18 protein-coding genes are annotated in these 19,676 nt (G+C 37.0%); 9 read left to right on the top strand and 9 right to left on the bottom strand.

Annotation, left to right across the window (positions count from 1 at the left end; translation table 11 throughout):
• Window positions 1-114: 114 nt before the first annotated feature.
• Together BMW38_RS02215 and BMW38_RS02220 are read right to left on the bottom strand one after the other, a co-directional pair.
• Window positions 115-1,488, bottom strand: coding sequence for an ABC1 kinase family protein (locus BMW38_RS02215; RefSeq protein ID WP_092705633.1), 1,374 nt, complete (start codon window positions 1,486-1,488; stop codon window positions 115-117).
• Window positions 1,489-1,720: 232 nt separating this feature from the next.
• Entirely contained in the window at window positions 1,721-2,023 is a 303-nt protein-coding gene (locus tag BMW38_RS02220; protein WP_005047401.1) for a hypothetical protein, read from the bottom strand.
• A gap of 190 nt (window positions 2,024-2,213) precedes the next feature.
• Between BMW38_RS02220 and ybaK the strand changes: the two genes are divergently transcribed.
• From ybaK to BMW38_RS02265, 8 genes are all read left to right on the top strand, one after another.
• Entirely contained in the window at window positions 2,214-2,681 is a 468-nt protein-coding gene (gene ybaK, locus BMW38_RS02225; protein ID WP_004642683.1) for a Cys-tRNA(Pro) deacylase, read from the top strand.
• A 621-nt stretch (window positions 2,682-3,302) separates the two neighbouring features.
• Window positions 3,303-5,450, top strand: coding sequence for a bifunctional mannitol-1-phosphate dehydrogenase/phosphatase (locus tag BMW38_RS02235; protein ID WP_213031083.1), 2,148 nt, complete (start codon window positions 3,303-3,305; stop codon window positions 5,448-5,450).
• Between the two features lie 105 nt (window positions 5,451-5,555).
• Window positions 5,556-6,182 carry a 2'-5' RNA ligase family protein gene (locus BMW38_RS02240; protein ID WP_092705634.1) on the top strand — a complete coding sequence of 209 codons (627 nt, stop codon included), beginning with the start codon at window positions 5,556-5,558 and terminating at the stop codon, window positions 6,180-6,182.
• Window positions 6,170-6,688: a bifunctional adenosylcobinamide kinase/adenosylcobinamide-phosphate guanylyltransferase gene (gene cobU, locus BMW38_RS02245; protein ID WP_092705635.1), complete on the top strand. Its 519-nt coding sequence runs from the start codon at window positions 6,170-6,172 to the stop codon at window positions 6,686-6,688. Before BMW38_RS02240 ends, cobU begins: the two co-directional genes overlap by 13 nt.
• Window position 6,689: 1 nt before the next feature.
• Window positions 6,690-7,745 (top strand): nicotinate-nucleotide--dimethylbenzimidazole phosphoribosyltransferase, encoded by a 1,056-nt coding sequence (cobT, locus tag BMW38_RS02250; protein ID WP_092705636.1) that lies wholly within the window; start codon window positions 6,690-6,692, stop codon window positions 7,743-7,745.
• Complete coding sequence (locus tag BMW38_RS02255) at window positions 7,738-8,337, top strand: histidine phosphatase family protein (protein WP_092705637.1); 600 nt, start codon at window positions 7,738-7,740, stop codon at window positions 8,335-8,337. Before cobT ends, BMW38_RS02255 begins: the two co-directional genes overlap by 8 nt.
• Window positions 8,338-8,462: 125 nt before the next feature.
• Window positions 8,463-10,034, top strand: a complete 1,572-nt coding sequence (locus BMW38_RS02260; RefSeq protein WP_092705638.1) for a histidine-type phosphatase — start codon at window positions 8,463-8,465, stop codon at window positions 10,032-10,034.
• A 107-nt stretch (window positions 10,035-10,141) separates the two neighbouring features.
• Window positions 10,142-10,882, top strand: a complete 741-nt coding sequence (locus tag BMW38_RS02265; RefSeq protein ID WP_092705639.1) for an adenosylcobinamide-GDP ribazoletransferase — start codon at window positions 10,142-10,144, stop codon at window positions 10,880-10,882.
• 101 nt (window positions 10,883-10,983) lie between these two features.
• On the opposite strand, the gene BMW38_RS02270 is transcribed toward BMW38_RS02265, so the two are convergent.
• From BMW38_RS02270 to BMW38_RS02295, 6 genes are all read right to left on the bottom strand, one after another.
• Entirely contained in the window at window positions 10,984-12,093 is a 1,110-nt protein-coding gene (locus tag BMW38_RS02270) for a 3-deoxy-7-phosphoheptulonate synthase (RefSeq protein ID WP_092705640.1), read from the bottom strand.
• Between the two features lie 96 nt (window positions 12,094-12,189).
• Entirely contained in the window at window positions 12,190-13,077 is an 888-nt protein-coding gene (locus BMW38_RS02275) for a sulfite exporter TauE/SafE family protein (protein WP_092705641.1), read from the bottom strand.
• 153 nt (window positions 13,078-13,230) lie between these two features.
• Window positions 13,231-13,512, bottom strand: a complete 282-nt coding sequence (locus tag BMW38_RS02280) for a DUF1634 domain-containing protein (RefSeq protein ID WP_092705642.1) — start codon at window positions 13,510-13,512, stop codon at window positions 13,231-13,233.
• Window positions 13,509-15,065, bottom strand: a complete 1,557-nt coding sequence (locus BMW38_RS02285; protein ID WP_213031085.1) for a PepSY-associated TM helix domain-containing protein — start codon at window positions 15,063-15,065, stop codon at window positions 13,509-13,511. Before BMW38_RS02285 ends, BMW38_RS02280 begins: the two co-directional genes overlap by 4 nt.
• On the bottom strand, window positions 15,058-15,357 hold the full coding sequence (locus BMW38_RS19535) for a hypothetical protein (protein WP_244524324.1): 300 nt from the start codon (window positions 15,355-15,357) through the stop codon (window positions 15,058-15,060). The genes BMW38_RS02285 and BMW38_RS19535 overlap by 8 nt, the downstream gene beginning before the upstream one ends.
• Window positions 15,358-15,423: 66 nt before the next feature.
• Window positions 15,424-17,559 carry a TonB-dependent siderophore receptor gene (locus tag BMW38_RS02295; RefSeq protein WP_092705643.1) on the bottom strand — a complete coding sequence of 712 codons (2,136 nt, stop codon included), beginning with the start codon at window positions 17,557-17,559 and terminating at the stop codon, window positions 15,424-15,426.
• A 220-nt stretch (window positions 17,560-17,779) separates the two neighbouring features.
• Between BMW38_RS02295 and lpxB the strand changes: the two genes are divergently transcribed.
• Window positions 17,780-18,955, top strand: coding sequence for a lipid-A-disaccharide synthase (lpxB, locus tag BMW38_RS02300; protein ID WP_092705644.1), 1,176 nt, complete (start codon window positions 17,780-17,782; stop codon window positions 18,953-18,955).
• On the opposite strand, the gene BMW38_RS02305 is transcribed toward lpxB, so the two are convergent.
• The gene (locus BMW38_RS02305) at window positions 18,952-19,599 is read right to left on the bottom strand and encodes a CerR family C-terminal domain-containing protein (RefSeq protein WP_092705645.1); all 648 of its coding nucleotides are present in this window, start codon (window positions 19,597-19,599) and stop codon (window positions 18,952-18,954) included. The two genes, lpxB and BMW38_RS02305, sit on opposite strands and share 4 nt — an antisense overlap.
• Window positions 19,600-19,676 lie beyond the last annotated feature (77 nt).

The raw sequence follows: 19,676 nt of genomic DNA on the forward strand, positions 1-19,676 counted from the left end.
AAAAATAAACGTATTTTAAGTATATGATTTTATTTATTAAAAATAATTTTATTGTGAGGTGTTTGGCGCGGTATTGACTAGAATGACATGGAATCATTCTAGTCGTTCACTAAATTAAGCGAAGTTACGAATCATACGACGTACATTTGTTTTTGCATCAATAACCGTCATAAATGTATATGCCCCAATAAATTTACGGCTAATAAACATAAATTCTTTTGGAGGTACTGAGAAATAACGTGATGCCATTGATTTACTTGCTTGCTGCATAACACGGCTATGTAACTGACTTTTCTTCCAGTCATAACGTTCATGTTCATCCATTAGGCCAGCGGGCATATCTGGATTATTTGCAGGGGTACTAAATGCTTCTGTTGCGAGTAAAAAGACATCGGCCATGCCTGGTTTAATACTTTCAGGCATTGCATCAAAAAATTCATATCCAGTCATTGCTTGTACCATCGCATGTTTATCATGCTGATAACCTGCCTGAATTAAGTTGCGGGCAACCGATAACAAGTGGTCATCAAACTGACGGATAGCGCCAAAGTCTAATAATACAATCTTATCCTGAACATCTTGGCCATTACCTAAACGGACAAGGTAGTTACCGAAATTAGGATCTGTTTGCATTTCGCCCCATTCAAAAATTTCACGAACAGCAATTTCTAGTGAAGCTTCACCAAGCTGATTACGACGCTCTTGAGGCAAAGACAACATCACAGGGCTATTAATTGGAACACCGCGTTCGAAAGTCATGCAGAGTACTTGGTTTGTGCAATATTCATCTACAATCGTCGGAACAATATAACGCTCGTCATCTTTTAAGCGTTCACCGAAGCGACGAGTAGTGGCAGCTTCAACATCATAGTCCACTTCACGATGCATCATCTCACGCACTTCATCAAACCACTGATCAAATTCACGGGTTTGTGGCACCATTCGTGTCAGTTTAAGCATGTTTTTAAACAAGCTCATATCTGAATCAATTGCGTTCGCAACACCTGGATATTGAATTTTTAGAACTAATTCCAAGCCATCTGATTTACGTGTTGCACGGTGTACTTGTGCGAGAGAGGCGGTACCAATTGGCTCATGATCAATCGTTAAATCATTTAGCTTAGCGCCCAGTTGTTCTTGTAGATGTGGCTTAATTGCAGGCCAATCTAAAGCAACAGTTTGGTTATTTAGGGTATTTAATGCTTGTGTAATCTCTTCTGGTAAAAAATGTTCACCATAAAGGGCCATCATTTGCCCAATTTTAACAATAGAACCCTTAAGTTTACCTATTTCAGAAACCAGATAATTAGCTTGTTCGCTCATCGCTTTTTTACGTTTCTTTTCTTTGTCTTCCTCATTAGAAAAAATAGAAGAAGCACTTGCAGTTGCCCAACGTGTTCCTGCAAGTAAAGAAGCTTTCGCGATTGATAAGCGTCGATCCATGGAAGAAGTTTTTAAACTCTTAAGCTTATCTTTCTGATTTGACATGAAAATAGAATCCTATGCGCATCATGCAGCCAAACGCTGTGATCTAAAATTGTAACGAATATTACATGTTTTGAGCGTATTAAAATAGTTCTCTCAGACTGAATGATAGGTCGAAATCGCCATCTTTATTTCATTAACTATTAAATAGCCTAAGCAATTTATAAATTTGAGAAATTAAGAGCATTCAGATGAGTAAAACTAAGATAAAACGGACCTTTGATAACAAAATGGATTACATTTTAAATTGAATCTTTAATTCAGATTTCTGCATCAAATGCAGGCGATTATTCTGAATATGTTGCAATAACATTTGTTTGACTGAATCATGCATGAAACCAAGTGCATGAGCTTTTACGATAATGATGCTAGGCAGGGTATAAAAGAAGTACTTAACATCATCAAGAGTTGCGTTATTAAAAATACCTTGTTCAATTAACGTCTGCTGCAAAAACTGCTTTTCATTTAATACAGAATCTGAAGATTCATCCCAAAAACGGTGACGCATAGCCATCAGATTGTTGTGTTTATAACTCATAAAATTGCCAGCTCAGACTTCAAATCTAAATAAAATATATGGAGTCGAGCAGCGAATATCAAGTTGAGATTATTTTTTCTTCAGTTGCTGATTGAATTTTTATGTAACTCTTGTAAATAGCCTAAGCAAATTTAAAAAATTTTTTAAAAAAACTATAATCAAAACAATTTCATCTATAACACCACTTATTATGACTCCTGCATGTAGATTGTTAAAAAGTAATAAAATTGAATTTTCTATTCATGAATATGAACATGATTCAAATGCCAAAAGTTTTGGATTAGAAGCAGCTGAAAAATTAGATTTGGATGTAAAAGAAGTATTTAAAACTCTAATGGTAAGTGACGATAAGAATTATTTTGTTGCTGTCTTGCCAGTTAATCACCAATTAAATTTAAAAAAAGTAGCTACGGCGTTTGGATGTAAAAAATTACAGATGGCTAATCCTAAAGATGCCGAACGTTTAACGGGATATTTGGTAGGAGGGATTAGTCCTTTAGGTCAAAAAAAGCGTTTAAAAACTGTCATTGATGCATCTGCTCAAAACTTTAGCAAAATTTATGTCAGTGGCGGAAAAAGAGGGCTGGATATTGGTTTAAATCCTAAAGATTTAGCACAGCTTTTAAATGCTCAATTTGTTGATGTACTTGATCAGTAAGAAAAGTTTAGAGGAATACTCTAAGAACTAATCATTATTTTTATCTACATTGAGAAAATACTTTGTTGAGAGGTATAGCTCATTGCGGATCCTTCTTTATTTTTCAAAAAAGAGAGAAGTATAAACAATTGCAAAAAAGCTTGAATTGTTAAATGAAAATGATTATCATTATTGTTAATGGCGATGTAGTCCTAGTCCCGATAAGGGGGAGAAGATTGATGCTCATTTTCTAATGAAATTTAGAGTTATACCAGAAGCTCAAATAAGAAGAGCAGCGAAAGGCGGGTTGATTTCTGGTATGTGACACCTGCAAGACATTATAAAAATATGCGGGTTCAAGCAGCGGTAAATGGAACTAAGAAAAATAAATACTATCAGCGCAATAAAAAGAATAAACCAAGAGTAGCAAGCGAGGATGGCTTGCTACTCTTGCATTTAAAGTTAGTTTCATACTTATTTATATAGTTCAACCTTTTTAGAGTTTCAACTCTGCTCAGTAACAGATCACTTATATTTTTGATTAAAAAATAACCACTAGTGTTTCATTTATTAACATCCTGCCTTTTTAGCCAATTTTTTGTATACCCTGAATAAAACATGATCAAAAAAAGAGGTAAAAGCGTGCTTATTTTTCATGGAAAACCTGTTCATGGAGCAATTTTTGATATGGATGGGACAATGTTTGATACTGAGAGATTGCGGTTTCAAACATTGCAACAAGCATCTCAAGAACTCATTGGACAGGAATTTTCACACGAATATTTAATGCAATGTTTAGGTTTAAGTGCAACTACTGCTGAACAATTAGCTCAACGTTTGTATGGTGTGAATGTTCCATATAAACAGATACGAAAAAGAGCCGATGAGATGGAGCTTGAACATATACGAAAACACGGCGTTCCTATCAAAAAAGGTTTGGTTCAAGTTTTAGAACGTTTAAGAAAATCAGGTTTAAGAATGGCTGTAGCTACTTCAAGTCGTAGAGCAATTGCCGAAGAATATTTAATTAATGCGAATGTTTATAAATTTTTTGATGTAATTACTTGTGGGGATGAAGTACAAAATGGAAAGCCTCATCCTGAAATATTTCTCAAGGCAGCAAGTCAACTTCATTTAGATGCTAACCAATGTTTAATGTTTGAAGATTCTGAAAATGGTTTAACATCAGCTCACTCATCGGAAGGTCTAACGATTTTATTAAAAGATATTAAAGAACCAAATGATGAAATGTTGGAAAAAGCCGATTTTTATTACGATCAGATGTATGACTTCTTAACAGATCTCGATCAATTTATTCCTGTTATGGATATGCCACAAGTACAAGAACCTTTTCCGCAAAGCCTGAATCAACTGACGGTTGGGATACATGGTTTCGGTGCTATTGGGGGCGGCTATATAGCGCAAATTTTGTCGCACTGGGATGGATACACAAAACCAAGACGTATTATTGCTTCTACGCGTAATAGTCTATTCCGTGAAGCTGTAAATGCGTTTGGAACTTATAGTATTCGCTATGGACAGTTTTCTTATGATGAACGCATTGAAAATATGACAATTGTTGATTCTGACAATGAACAGCAAATGTTAGAGATGTATACCCATTCGAGTTTGATCGCACTGTGCTTACCAGAACAAGCCATCGAAGCTGAGGCAAAAACGATTGCAAAAGGCTTATACGCTCGTTTTAACTCGGCACTTGAAACATGTATAGAACCGTTAACTTTTTTAATTATTTTAAATAAAGTTGGCGCAAAATATTTGGTGATGAAGCATCTTAGAGAAGCACTTTTAGAAATAACTAATGATGAGGACGTGACGGAGCATATTTTAAAAGAACATTACTTTTGCGACACCGTTGTAAACCGTATGGTTTCAAAATTGTCTAATCAAAATCTATATCGTCAGCTTCGTATTAAGCATCATTTTCTTGAACAGCACTTATCTGATGTAGAACAAGAGGAGCAGGTCGAAATTGAAGATTGCAATAAACTGACCCAAGATCAGCAAAATCAGGCATCTTTATATGTAGATAATATGCGTCGTAATTTTCAGCCGGGACATATATTACAAAGTATGGATCTAATCTTGTTCAATAGCGAAACTGATATGCCAATTTATGTAGAAAAAGGTAGCCCTTTAGTCGAAAAATTGCGCCAAGTTGTGTTGGTTGAGCAGATTACAGATATTCAATTAATCAAAAATCGACTGTGGAACGGCGTACACGCGATGCTTGCTTGGTATGCATCTTTACTGGATTATGATTCTATTGGTGTTGCTATGGGCGATAGTTCTGTTAAAGCATTTGCAGAGAATTTAATTACAGAAGTAAAGCAAGGACTTGCAATCGTATTACCTAACTATGCAAAAGATTTAGATCGACTTGCGCAGAGTTTTCTAGATTCATGTGAATATGCATTTAAAGATCCATGTCAGCGTGTTGCGCGAGATCCGCTACGTAAACTGGGTCACAATGAACGGGTAATAGCATCAATTGTGGTGAATATAGGTCATGATTTACCCTATAAAAACTTATTAAAAGGCGCCGCTTTAGGTTATGCCTATGCAATTCAATTTTTAGAAATTGATGAGAATGATGCGATTAAACATTTGCAGCAACAAATTCAGAACTTGGACATGAGTACAGTTCAGAAAAGACATCTGGAAGTTGAGTTGACACAATTAATTCAATATTTATTTTCTGAACAAGGCAAGCAACCTTTGAACATGAATATTATTAACTCCAAAACTACGCGTACTCAATATGCTTAAATTCGTTCAATGAATTAAGACTCTACAATTAAAAGGCAAACATGCTTTAATACAAAAATTGAATCATTTTGAATTAAAGCTGTGCTGCTAAAACCTTCGACATCCATGGTGCCAACATCTATACGGGACTATCCGGAATGGCACCTTGGGCGTCAAAATTATGCTTTATGGTATCTGGAAATTAATGATCAAAAATTAGTTGATTATTTAGATGGATTGCGCGCACATTTTTCAGATTTTTTATTAGAACTCAATAGCCGCCAATATCATGTCACATTGTTTATATGTGGCTTTTTGACTGATGAATCTAAAGCTTATAAAGATGACTTTAGCTTTAGTGAGTTTGAGCAGCAGATAGAAATTTTAAGAAAAAAGAATTTTGCATCATTTGAATTAAAAATTAGAGCAGTTGATAGTTTTAGTAGTGCTTTATTTGTAGAAATTCAAGATGCCGGAAATATCTTATCTCTAATACGACAAAAGCTAGGCACGGTTTCTAATGAAATTGCGGCTTTAGATTATTGCCCACATATCACCTTGGGTCTATATAAAGAAAATTATAATAGTGATTTGATTTTGCAAAAAATTTCTGAATTACCTGTACAATATAAGCACGCTGAATTTGAACTTAAAATTGAGCATTTGACGTTTGGTTATTATCAGGCTCAAACTTTACAAGGTAAGTTATATCCATATCAGCATTTATTTTTAGGTGATTCATGTTGCAACTAATTTTAGGTGGTGCTCGTTCTGGTAAAAGTCGACTGGCTGAACAAACGGCAATATCTATGCAATTAGCTGTGACTTATGTCGCGACTGCGCAAGCACTTGATTCAGAAATGCAAAGCCGAATTGCACACCATCAAAATCAGCGTCCTGCTCACTGGTCGTTGGTTGAAGAGCCATTATTTTTGGCAAAAACTTTACAAAAAATTGATCGACCTAATCAAATCATTCTGGTGGATTGTTTAACACTCTGGCTAACGAATTTGTTACTTTTAGATGATCAAAACGTTCAAGTGTTTGAGTGTGAGCAACTAATAGACGTTTTACCCACACTTCAATCAGAAATTATTTTAGTCAGTAATGAAACTGGTCTGGGTGTTGTGCCATTAGGCGAGATTAGCCGGCGTTTTGTAGATGAAGCAGGAAGACTGCATCAAGCTCTAGGACAAATTGCAGATAAGGTTATGTTTTGTGTGGCTGGTTTTCCAATGATTTTAAAAGGTGAGAAGTGAAATGAACTGGTGGTTAGAATCTGTACAGCAACCTAATCTGAAAGCAAAACAACAAGCTGAGCAACATCAACTCCAACTCACCAAACCTACAGGTGCATTAGGTGATTTAGAGCAGATTGCAATTACACTTGCCAGTTTACAGTCCAATGCTCATCCTCAAGTTAATTATCCGTGGATCACAGTTTTTGCTGGCGATCATGGTGTTGTTGAAGAAAATATCTCTGCATATCCTCAAGCTGTCACACGCCAAATGTTGCAAAACTTCACAACTGGTGGTGCAGCAATTAGTGTAATTGCTAAATATCATCAAGCTCGTTTGCAAGTCATTGATTGTGGCACAGTAGGCGAAGCATACGAATATGTCGGTATTGAACGTCATTGTATTCGTGCAGGGACAGCAAATTTTGCCAAACAAGTTGCAATGAATGCTGAAGAATGTCGTGCTGCTTTAGAGTTAGGGAAAAAGAGCGTAGATACAGCTAAAGCTGACGGTGCAGATATTTATATTGCGGGTGAAATGGGAATTGGAAATACCTGTTCTGCTTCTGCCTTAGCATGTCTTTTATTAAATGATACGGCTGAGCAATTAACTGGCGTAGGTACAGGAATTGGTGCCGATCAGTTAAGACATAAAATTGAAGTGATTGAGCAGGCAATAGAGCGTCACTATCAACATGTCATTGGTGATGCATTTAAAACCCTAAGTGCTGTAGGCGGCTTGGAAATTGCTGCCATAACTGGTGCTTACATTCGATGTGCTCAGATTGGCTTACCTGTGATTGTGGATGGCTTTATTAGTTCGGTAGCCGCTTTATGTGCGGTACGAATGAACCCAAAAGTACGTGACTGGATGTTATTTGGCCATCAATCGGCAGAATATGGGCACCGACGTATTTTGCAAGAACTCAATGCCGAGCCAATTTTAAAGCTGAATTTGCGTTTAGGTGAAGGTAGTGGAGCTGGTGCTGCTTTGGCATTGGTTAAAATGGCGTGCGCATTACATAATCAAATGGCAACGTTTGCTCAAGCGGCTGTAAGTGGAGATAAAATTGAGTAAATTGAAAATTGATTTACTCAGACATGGTGAAACTCAGTTTAGTCATACTTTACGTGGACATTTAGATGATGACCTAACACCAAAAGGTTGGCATCAAATGCAGTCAACCATTGAGCAAGACACAAATCAGACATGGGATGTCATTGTAAGTTCTTCGTTAAAACGGTGTGCATGCTTTGCGGAGCAACTTGCTAAAACAACTGAACTGCCTTTGCTTTTAAATCATGATTTAAAAGAAATGTTCTTTGGAGACTGGGAAGGCATTTCTACTCAGCAAATTTATGAAATCTCGCCAGAGTTACTTGCAAATTTTTGGCAAAAACCGAGTCAATATTGTCCGCCTGGGGCTGAAACGTTAACGCAGTTTCAAATAAGGGTTTTGAAGGGTTTTCAAGATTTACTTGTAGATATGCAAAAGCAGAATTGGCAACATGCATTGGTTGTTACCCATGGAGGTGTCATTAAGCTATTGGCTTGTTTAGCCGGGCAACAACCTTTAGATGACTTACTTAAAATGCCAGCAGAGCTTGGGAAGTTATATCCTCTCGAATTTTCTGAAAAAGATGGTCAATTAACTTTTATACTTAAATAACAATCCTCTTATTTTTATACACTTGTAAGTTATTATTTTTATAAAGATATTTGAAGTCATGTAATCGTACTGTCATTGCTAAAAATTAAGCTATGGGCATTTCTTATTAATCACTTATCAGACTCATGAATATTTTATTTAAAATGACGTTGCTTGCTGCGTCATTGTTGCTTGTGGCTTGTAACAATAATGACGATCAAGATGATCAACCAACGACACCACCTACAACCCAATCAAAGTATTATCAAACCAAAACGCCTTATCAGCCGCAACAAGATATAAAAAGCTATGAACAGGCACCGAGTGGGTTCCAGCCAGTTTTCACAGAGTTGGTCGCGCGTCATGGTTCAAGAGGTTTATCAAGTCTCAAATATGACTTGGCACTTTATAATTTATGGAAGCAGGCAAAAGCAGAAAATGCCTTAACGCCGTTAGGTGAGCAATTAGGTGCTGACTTAGAGGCCATGATGAAAGCCAATATATTATTAGGCTATGGGGTCGAAGGCATTCGCCAGTATGGTTATGGAAATGAAACCATGACTGGTATTTTAGAACATCGTGGTATTGCAGATCGGTTATTACAACGCTTACCCAATCTTTTAAATCCGCAAGCCTCTATATCGGTACAAAGTTCGGGTGTCGATCGTGCGGTAGATAGTGCTAAATTCTTTACGGCTGAATTAATTAAACAACAACCGCAGCTCAAAGATAAAATTGTTCCAGTCTCTTATACCAATTTATCGAGTGAAAGCGTTCCAAGTGTTGAAGATGGTGGGGTAGATCGTTTTAAACTTTATTTCCATAGCTTGAATGCAGATGATGACTTAACACAACCACTCAGTACTAGTCAGCAGAAAATTTATGATGCAAGTCAGGCCTATCAAGATTTTGAAGAAAATAATAATGACTTAACACAAAAGCTGGATGAGTTATCAAAAAATACTCAGGCTGAAAAAACTGCTCAGGCTGTACTCAACCCGATTTTTAAAGCAGACTTTATTAAAAAATTGGGTACAGCGGGTTATAGCTTTAGTAATACAGGGTCTTTTACCGTAACTTCGCCTAAAGGTGAGCAAATTACGGAAAAAGGTAAGGGTAAAAACACTATCGCCAGTACAGTTGATGCAGCAGCTTATGTGTATGAGCTCTATTCAATTTCTGGTGGCATGAAAGATGAGCTAAAAGGTATCGATTTTGATAAATATATGCCTGTTGAAGCCGCAAAATTTTATGCAGAATTTAATGATGCTAATGATTTTTACGAAAAAGGCCCAAGTTTCACAGAGTCAAATCTAGTCACGAGTGAAATTGCACAAGGCTTAAAACAAGATATGTTCCAACAAGTTGATGCTGTTGTGAATAAAGCCCAACCTTACAAAGCGGTTTTACGTTTTGCCCATGCTGAAATTATTATTCCTCTGGCCACCAGCCTAGACTTACATAATATGATGCAGCCTTTACCACTTCGCCAGACGTATAATTACTCAACCAGCTTATGGCGTGGAGAAGTGGTTTCACCTATGGCTGCCAATGTACAGTGGGATATTTATCAAAATGGCCAAGGCAATACTTTGGTAAAAATGCTTTATAACGAAAAAGAAACTTTGTTTAAGTCTGCATGTAACTATGCGCGCTATAGCCCAACTAGTTTCTACTACGACTATATAAAATTGAAACAGTGCTATCAAATACAATAGATTTTCTGTTTTCTGAAGTCTTTAATGGGAATAGGGATTGCTATTCCCATTTTTATTTCTTCATAATTCAAACTGTTTTTAAATATAGATCAGTTAGAGATTTGGACATGACACCATTTTGGATCGCATTGCAATTTTTAACTGTTCTGCCGATCGAGCTAAAGACAATGCCGACGGCGCAACAAAATGGTCGAGCTATTTTGTTTTATCCATTGGTTGGACTCATTATCGGTGGCATCCTTTTTCTTATTACATGTCTGTTCGCAAAATTACCAATTCTTCTACTTGCCGCCCTCATCATGACTTTATGGATTTGGCTAACAGGAGGATTGCATTTAGATGGGCTGGCAGATACGGCAGATGCGTGGGTAGGTGGTTTTGGAGACAAACTGCGTACTTTGCAAATTATGAAGGATCCAAGTTGTGGCCCTATTGGAGTACTGAGTTTAGTTGTTATCTGTTTACTCAAGTTCGCACTGTTTTATGTACTGATTGAACAACAGCAAACACTATTTTTAATATTGGTTCCTGCTCTTGGACGCCTTGTGCCATCCATTTTATTTTTAACTACGCCGTATGTTCGTGAAAAAGGTTTAGGTCGTTCTCTGACTGACCATTTACCTAAAACAGCTTCTTGGATAATAGTTTCTCTAGTTGTATTAATGTCTCTATATTGGGGATGGCAAGGTCTAATCGCCGTGATTGGCTTTTTAATGAGCCTTGTTTATTTAAGACATCTGTTTATAAAACGTATTGATGGTATTACAGGGGATACGGTGGGAGCTGCGATTGAGCTTAGCGAAACTGTGCTACTTTTTGCTTTTATCGTAAGCTATTTTTATTTATAAATAATAAAACTTTTAAACACTATTACGGCTTATCTAGAAATTTCATTAAAATAAAAAGCCCTCAAAAATGAGGGCTTAATCGATATTCTTAAAAAGATGAATTAACGATTTGGTAAAACGTCTTTTAAAGCTTCATGCATTTCAAGCAATGTTCTTTCAGTGGTTTCCCAGTCAATACAGCCATCAGTCACTGATTTACCATATTCTAGGTCACAAAGGTTTTCAGGAATATCTTGGCGGCCGCCTTTTAAGTGACTTTCAACCATAAGACCAACAATTGACTTATTACCATCTAAAATTTGTTCAGTAATATTTTTAAGAACAAGTGGCTGTAAGTATGGGTCTTTATTTGAGTTCGCGTGACTCGCATCAATCATGATTTTATTGCTAACTTTTGCTTTCGCTAAAGCATTTTCTGCTTCTTCAACAGAACCAGCATCATAGTTAGGCTTACCATTACCGCCACGTAAGACTACGTGTGCATAAGGGTTACCATTTGTATTAATAATTGAAACCTGACCGTCTTCGTTAAGGCCTAAGAAACTATGGCCATATTTAACAGACTGCATGGCGTTAGTGGCAACAGTTAAACCGCCGTCTGTACCATTTTTAAAACCAACTGGTGACGATAGACCAGAAGACATTTCACGGTGAGTTTGGCTCTCGGTTGTACGTGCGCCAATAGCAGACCATGAAATTAAATCTTGGTAGTATTGTGGAGAGTTAGGGTCAAGTGCTTCAGTTGCACATGGCAAACCTTTTTCATTTAACTCAAGCAAGAGTTTACGACCAATACGTAAACCTTTTTCGATGTTAAATGAGTCATTCATGTCTGGGTCATTGATTAGACCTTTCCAACCAATTGTCGTACGTGGTTTTTCAAAATAAACACGCATAACTAAATACAAAGAATCTTTAACTTTTTCGCTTAGCACTTTTAAGCGATCGGCATATTCGTGAGCAGCTTTCGGGTCGTGAATAGAGCAAGGACCAATAACGACAAACAAACGTTTATCTGAACCATCTAAAATATTACGAATAGTTTCGCGACCTTTTAGAACGGTTTGTGAAGCAACATCAGATAAAGGCAACTCTGATTTAAGCTCAGCTGGTGTTACAAGAGTTTGAATGCTTTTAATATTAAGGTCGTCGATATCTGGCTTTGAAACGGATTTTGAATGTGTAGTCATTACTGTCACTGGTTCGATCATACTAAAGGTTGTTTTGTGTACTGAATATACCATGAAATAATTATGAAAATACTACATCTCATGGTATTTCAGTTTGGAAAAATCTTATTGATTTTGCTATCTTTCAGTTGAATTGCTTGTTTTTTCAGCAATCACTGCTTGTTGTTGTACCACAGGGGCTTTTTGTTTTGCTTTGACCGGGTTAATCATAAAATTAACACCGAGAGCAAATAGGGTAATCCCTAAAATTTTTCGGATTAAACGTTCTGGCATGCGGGAACTAATGAGCGTACCGACAATAATTGCTGGAATTGAACCCACCAATAACCACATAAGAAGCGTAAAGTCGACGTTACCAGCACTCATGTGTCCAAGGCCGGCCACTAAAGTAAGCAATACTGCATGTACCACATCTGAACCAATAATTCGAATCATTGGCAAGTTCGGGAACATAATCACAAGCGCCATAATACCAAATGCACCAGCGCCGACAGATGAAAGCGTTACGAATACGCCTAAAATAATACCCATAATAATGATGTAGAGGCGTTTATGGTGAATAGCCAATTGCTCATTTTCTGTTTGGGTTACTTCTTTACTTCTAAAACGATTAAAGAATTTTTCAATACGTGAACGAAAGATAATTGAAACACCAGTCAGTGTTAGCATAAAACCTAAAACCATGGTTAACACAGCTTTATAGTGAGTTGACTGACTTAAATAATGTTCAAGTACCCATGAGGTAACGAAAGATGCTGGAATACTACCCACTGCAAGCCATAAAACAATTGGCCACACAATGTTGAGTTTTCTAGCATGAACCATTGAGCCACAGAATTTTGAAATTGCGGCATAAAGTAAATCGGTACCAATTGCGATATGCGGTTCAATTCTAAAAAGACTAATTAAAATTGGTGTCATTAATGATCCACCACCAACTCCTGTAATCCCTACACAGAAACCAACTAACATACCCGCTAAGATAAATTCAAAAGCACCAGACATCTTTATCGCCACTTATCACGAAACGCCCATATCTTATTCCTTTTAGAGATAAACAGTTGTCATGAATAATGATTTACTTATGCAAAAAAAAGCTAAGCAATCAAAATATTGCTTAGCTTGAGCTATTTTTCATCAAATTATTAGGATCTAAGATTATTTTGATGGTTTCAAGGGGTTAAGTAGAAGTATGAGACCAAAAGTTAACGGGGTTGCAAATATCCACCAACTAACAAAACCAATTGAAAAATTATAATGTCGAATCAAAATATATGCGCATAAAACAAACAATATGAATGCAGCGATCTTAAAGTGTTGGTAATATTTTTGAGCTAATGGCTTGAAATGGCCTGTTGATTTTGGTGATCGATATTTTTCACTCGCCATAAATAACAAATACATTCCTAATAAAATTAAGATGAAAGCTATAAAGATCATGAGCTCACCTCAGTATTTAATTTATTCAGCTTCTTCTGGATTTTTTCTGCAGCTTTATGCTGAATAGGTTGAATTTTACAGAATATAAAAATCGCTAAGCCTGCAAATATCCACAAAAATATATCTATACGTGCAAAGACCCAATAAGTGTTGAAGCTTTCAACATAATCATGCTTGAGCAAATAAATTAGATTTAAGACTGGAAGCGCCATACAAAGCAGAATAAAAATACTCAGTTGAGTTCGCCATAAATATTGTTTTTTAGTGACTAAAGCAATCATTAGGCTGATTAGCCAGACCAAGAAAAAACTATAAATTTCATAATTGATTGTGGTTGAAGTGACTGTAAATAATCGATTCGCACTTAAATAGGCGACAGTTGCACACGGCAGTCCTACAAAAGTTGCGACATTTAAACGGTCAACTAAATAGTGTCCAAAGTGAAACTTACTATTCTTATTTTGAATTTGGCGTTTAAGGCTCCAGAGTAACAAACCAGAGGCAATCATGACACACCCTAAAATGCCAGAGAAGAACAAACCTAAGCGAAGTAAAGGTTGGGCAAATGTTGCCATGTGTAGACCGTAAACTCCCGCATTCAGCGTTGCAATAGCACTATTATTACGTGTGTCTGCTAAGACTTTGCCTGTTGATGCATTCAATGTAATTTGAGCCTGATTACGAGTAATTGAATGATCTTCATTTTGAATAAAGGTAATTTGAGCCTGATTGGTATTTGGATTTTTTACACTAATTGTCGATAAAGTTTGATTTCCCCAACTTTGTTGCACTTGGTTTAATAACTTTTCGATAGATAAGTTCTGAGCTGGCTGTATCGATTGGTTCTCAAGCACATTGTTTGTACGTATTTCGGTAAAATATTGATATGGATTTTCAGGATAAAGCTTTTGCATTCCCCAAGGCAGATACAAATAAAAGAAAATGGCTAGGCCTGTAAATGTAATGGTTAAAAAGAAAGGTAGGGCAATCACCGAAGAAATATTATGAAAGTCTAGCCATGAACGCTGAGACTTAAATGTACGCAAAGTAAAAAAGTCGGTGAATATTTTTTTATGGGTAATAATGCCTGAAACCAAGGCAATCAACATAATAAATGCGGCAAGACATACTATTAATCGTCCAAGTAATATTGGGACGCCAAAAAGTTGGTAATGGAATCGGTAAAAAAAGTCGCCGCCTAACGTTGCCGAAAGTTGAAGCTCTTGACCTGTGTTTGCATCAAGTGTGGTATTGCCATAACCGCCGTCTGATTTTTCCCAATACATGGTGTTTACCGGACTTTCTGGTGTAGCAACAGTTAAATACCAAGATTTGGCATCTGGAGCGTGGTCTTGTAAGTATTGATAGGCTGTTTTAATAGCAATATCTTGCTTTACTTCATATTGCGCAAGTGGAGGCTGCATCCATAAATTAATTTCGTGGCGGTAATAGGACAAACTTCCCATTAAGAAAATGGCAAATACGAGCCATCCAAAAATTAAGCCAGTCCATGAGTGTAGCCATGCCATAGATTGACGTATACCTTTATGCATAACCCACCATACGCGTTGCAAAAAAGAAAAGGGCACATAGAACGACTGATAGCCCAGTGAGTTTCAAAAGTGATTGAATGCAAAAACCTATAATTACGAACACTACGTAAAATAGAATTGCTATAAATGATGCGAGATAGATAGCTTCAGCTTTGTCTAAGGTCAAAAGGAGAATTCCAGTGAGTCCAAGACTTAAATACGCCATACAGGCAAAACCCATACCGAAAACCAGCAAGAATCGATAGAAAACTTTTATGCGATATGACACAGGGAGATTTACAGTTTTGGACATCTTTAATGACACATAAACAAAGAGTAATAAGAAAAGCCAATCCCTAAATTGGGATTGGCTACGATATTAATATTTAAACTTTACAGCAACTGTATAGTTGGCAGAAGGACCATAAAATCCTTGGCCATCAGGGAAACTATATAGATACTTCTTATCGAAAATGTTATTACCATTCGCTTGAAGCGTAATATGATTATTTACTTCATAGCTCGCCATTAAGTTCACTAAGGCATAAGCATCTTGTGTGATGGTACTGTTTACAGTTGAGTCATATAGCTTTACACCATCTTGCCATTGTAAGCCTGCTCCAACTTTCAGCTTAGGTAAAGCTGACGGCGTATAGGTCGTCAGCAAATTAAGCGTCTGGTTTGGATTATAAGTTCTTGCCTCACCACCATTCTTAATATCTTTAATACTAAATTGAGCATAACCGAAAGAAAGATTCACATTATCTGTAATTTGGCCCGATAGGCCGACTTCTACACCTTGCGATTCTAAATCACTGGTTGGTACTTTTCTGTTGAGAGGATTTCCGTCAGAGTTGCGTAGCGGATAATTATTCTGCTCAGTTTTAAATACTGAAAGTGTTCCGGTTAAACGGTCATCTAGCCACGAGCTTTTTACACCCATTTCATAGCTTTTGCCGTCAATAGGTTTTAAAGCTTGATTGGTGTCTTTATCAATACCGGTTTGTGGGCGGAAAATAGAGGTATAACTCATATAACCTGTATATTCAGGTGTGAAGTTATAGGTGAGTCCAACATAGGGTGATACTTTACTTTCACTATATGACATTGGTGAGCCATAGCTTTCGCCTTTACTCTCAGCTCTGACATAGTTCGCGCCAAGTAAAAGTTTTAAATCTTCATTGAGATGTAAGCGCGTCGCGGCATAGATCGAGTCAATATTTTGCGTATAGTTAGCGGCTTCTGTGAAATCTGACCAAGTTACAGATTGAGGTGTCCAGCTTGCCCAGTCTGTAGTTGTCGAATTGATAACATTACTATCGTTAATCGTTCCTGTAGATTGTTTATCTTGCTGATGACTACGTACATAGCTATAACCAAGAGTTGCTTCATGTTCTCTGTTAAAAAGTTTATAGGTTCCTTCGAGGTTAAAATCTACTGCATGTTTCTCTTGGTGTTCTTGACCTCCCCAAGGGGTTAAAGATATGCCTGAACCATCAGCTTTTGGATATCCATAGTAGTAAAGGAGGCGACTATTATGCTTCGTATCAAGATAGTTGTAGGTTAGCTTCGCTGCCCATTGCTCATTAATTTTTTGCTTTAATTCGACAAAAGCATTTTGTGTTTCATTATCCCAGTGTGCCCAATCAGGGTTTGGATTATATGAGCGGTCGTACGAAATTTGCTTGCCATTTGCATCGAGTAAGGGCAGAGCACCCCAGTTATTTGCATTCGGTTTATTTTGTTCTTGGCTATAGCCTACGGTGAGTAAAGTACTATCTGTTAAATCAGCTTCAACAATACCTGCGAAACCATTTTTTTCTGAAGAATATCGGTCAATGTAAGAATTGCCAGTTTGTTCATAGCCCATGATACGGCCACGTACTTTTCCACTCGGGGTAATTGAGCCTGATACGTCAGCTTCATAACGTTGAGTATCCCACGAACCATAACTCAAACCGCCACTTGCTTGGAACTCTTGAGTTGGTCGCTTACGAATATTGTTGATTGTTGCACTTGGGTCACCAAATGCATTAGTTAAAGAGTCTGCACCTTTAACTATTTCTACACGATCGTAAAAGTAGGTATCTGGGTTAGTGTTGTTGTAGTTATACCCTGAGAGTGGAAAGCCCACGCCGTCAGTCAAAATATTTGAAATCTCAAAACCACGAGCCATGTACGAAGTACGTTCGGTTTCCTGATTGCTTACAGTTACTCCTGGAGTATTTTTTAGAACATCTCTCGTACTGGTAAGCCCGAAATCTTCAATTTGCTGACGAGTGACTACATTAATAGTTTGAGGAGTTTCTTTAGCCTCAATATTAAGCTTGGTTGCGCTACTTGAGTTTTTAACATTGTATGCTTTGGTCTGTTCAGAAGACTGCTCAGCACTTGTGGCTTTAACTTGAATGGTCTGTAAAGCTTGCACATCTGCATCTTGAGCATAAGTGAGGTTCGCATAACAAATCGCGCAGGCGATGACTGATAGCTTAAATGGTCGAGGTGGGATATTCATAAGAGTAAAGATAATGTAAATAATTCTCATTTATTTTATTGTTTGTGAATGTAAGCTACAATTCAAATTGCATTGTTAATTTAGATTAAAAGATGGTGAATGAATGTAATTTTAGATAGTGTACGCCGTGGCCGCTTTTAGTGAGGATGCAACGATCAAGTTCAAGATTGATAAGCCTCTATGCTAGAATGCGTTATTTCAAATTCTTGGGTAAATCGCCTTGGCAAACCAAAAACTTAAAATAGGCATTGTAGTTGGGGAAGTTTCAGGAGATACGCTTGGCGTTAAGCTCATGCGTAGTTTTCGAGAACAAGGAATCGATGCTGAATTTGAGGGAATTGGTGGACCTCAAATGATTGCTGAAGGTTTTAAAAGCTATTACCCAATGGAAACTTTGTCGGTAATGGGGATTGTTGAGGTATTAAAAGATTTAAAAAAACTATTTGCGGTACGTGATGGTTTAATTAACCAATGGACTGAGCATCCCGTTGATATTTTTATTGGTATTGATGCGCCAGATTTTAACCTCAGACTTTCAAAAAGTATTAAAGAAAAGAATCTTCCAATAAAAACAGTTCAATATGTGAGTCCTTCGGTTTGGGCATGGCGTCAGGGGCGTGTTCATGGCATTAAACAGAGCATAGATTTAGTCCTTTGTTTATTTCCTTTTGAAAAGGTCTTTTATGAGCGATATGACGTTCCTGCGGCATTTGTGGGTCATCCATTAGCTAAACAATTACCACTTGAAAATCCAATTCAAATTGCAAAAGCGCAATTAGGTCTTGCTGAAAATCAAAAACATATTGCTTTGTTGCCAGGTAGCCGTAAAGGGGAAGTAGAGCGACTTCTTCCTATGTTACTGGGCGCTGCCAATATTTTGCATACCAAATATCCAGATATTCAATTTTTGATTCCCGCAATCAACGATGCACGTAAACAACAGATTGAGCAGGGTGTTGAACAATTAGCACCTCATTTAAAAGCTGCAATTCATATTTTAGAAAATACAGACGCTGAATCAAAAGTTGGCCGTATGGTCATGAATGCAAGTGACATCATTGCTTTAGCTTCTGGAACAGCGACATTAGAAGCAATGTTAATGCATAGACCTATGGTTACTTTTTATAAGTTGCATTGGTTGACCTATTTAATTGCTAAGTTTTTGGTCAAAATTCCTTACTACTCTTTGCCAAATATCATTGCTGGTAAAAAAGTGATTGAAGAGTTGATTCAGGCAGATGCAACACCAGAAAATTTAGCAACTGAAATAGAAAAACTGATGAATATTGAAAAGGCGCAAATTCAAGTGATGCAACATTTAACCATGCATAAACAGCTTATTTCTGGAAATACAGAAGATCCGGTACAGGCAATTTTGCAATGTTTGAATAGCTAATTTTTAAGATTTGATTGGCTAATTGCTTTTAACCCAGCCAATGAAAATTTCTTAAAATGTTCAACTAAATCGTGTAATGGCATTTGGGCGATATTCTTAAGAGGCTCGGGTGCTTGAGCATTCGGTCCGGCAATAATGAGCATCATGCAGGGTGTCATAACACTTAAAATGCAGGGTAAAACAGCCGGATCATTTTCATTTAAACCAGCCACTTGACTAATCAACTTGCGAATAAGAAAAAATTTTCGCATTCCTGCAAATTCAATAAAACTTAATAAATGCTCTGAAGGTGAAAACAGTTCACGAATAAAGACTTTGCCATGCCAGACATCTTTTTCAGTTAATTTATGCAATAAAGTCTCAAGTAATAAGTTTAATTTTTCTTCTGGAGAGTGAGCGCTTTCAACAAGTTTTAGCAGGTAGTTTTCATCCAGATAGTGTGCGTGAGCTTCAACTAAAACAGCTTGATATAGTCCATCTCGACCATCAAAGTGATAATTAATCGCAGCTAAATCGACATTTGCTGCTTTGGCAATTGCTTTGTTTGCTGTCTTTGCAAAACCATATTGGGCTATCAAAGGTCCCGCAGCCTCAATAATTTTAGACTTGGTTAAATCACCATCACTTCGTCTAGATCTGGACATGTTTAAACCTAATTTTAATTCACCATAAAAGTATATCTTTTATTCAAAGAGTAAGGTAATTTAAATTTAAATTGAAT

Source organism: Acinetobacter sp. yr461 (genome assembly GCF_900110445.1).
GTDB classification, from domain to species: Bacteria; Pseudomonadota; Gammaproteobacteria; order Pseudomonadales; family Moraxellaceae; genus Acinetobacter; species Acinetobacter calcoaceticus.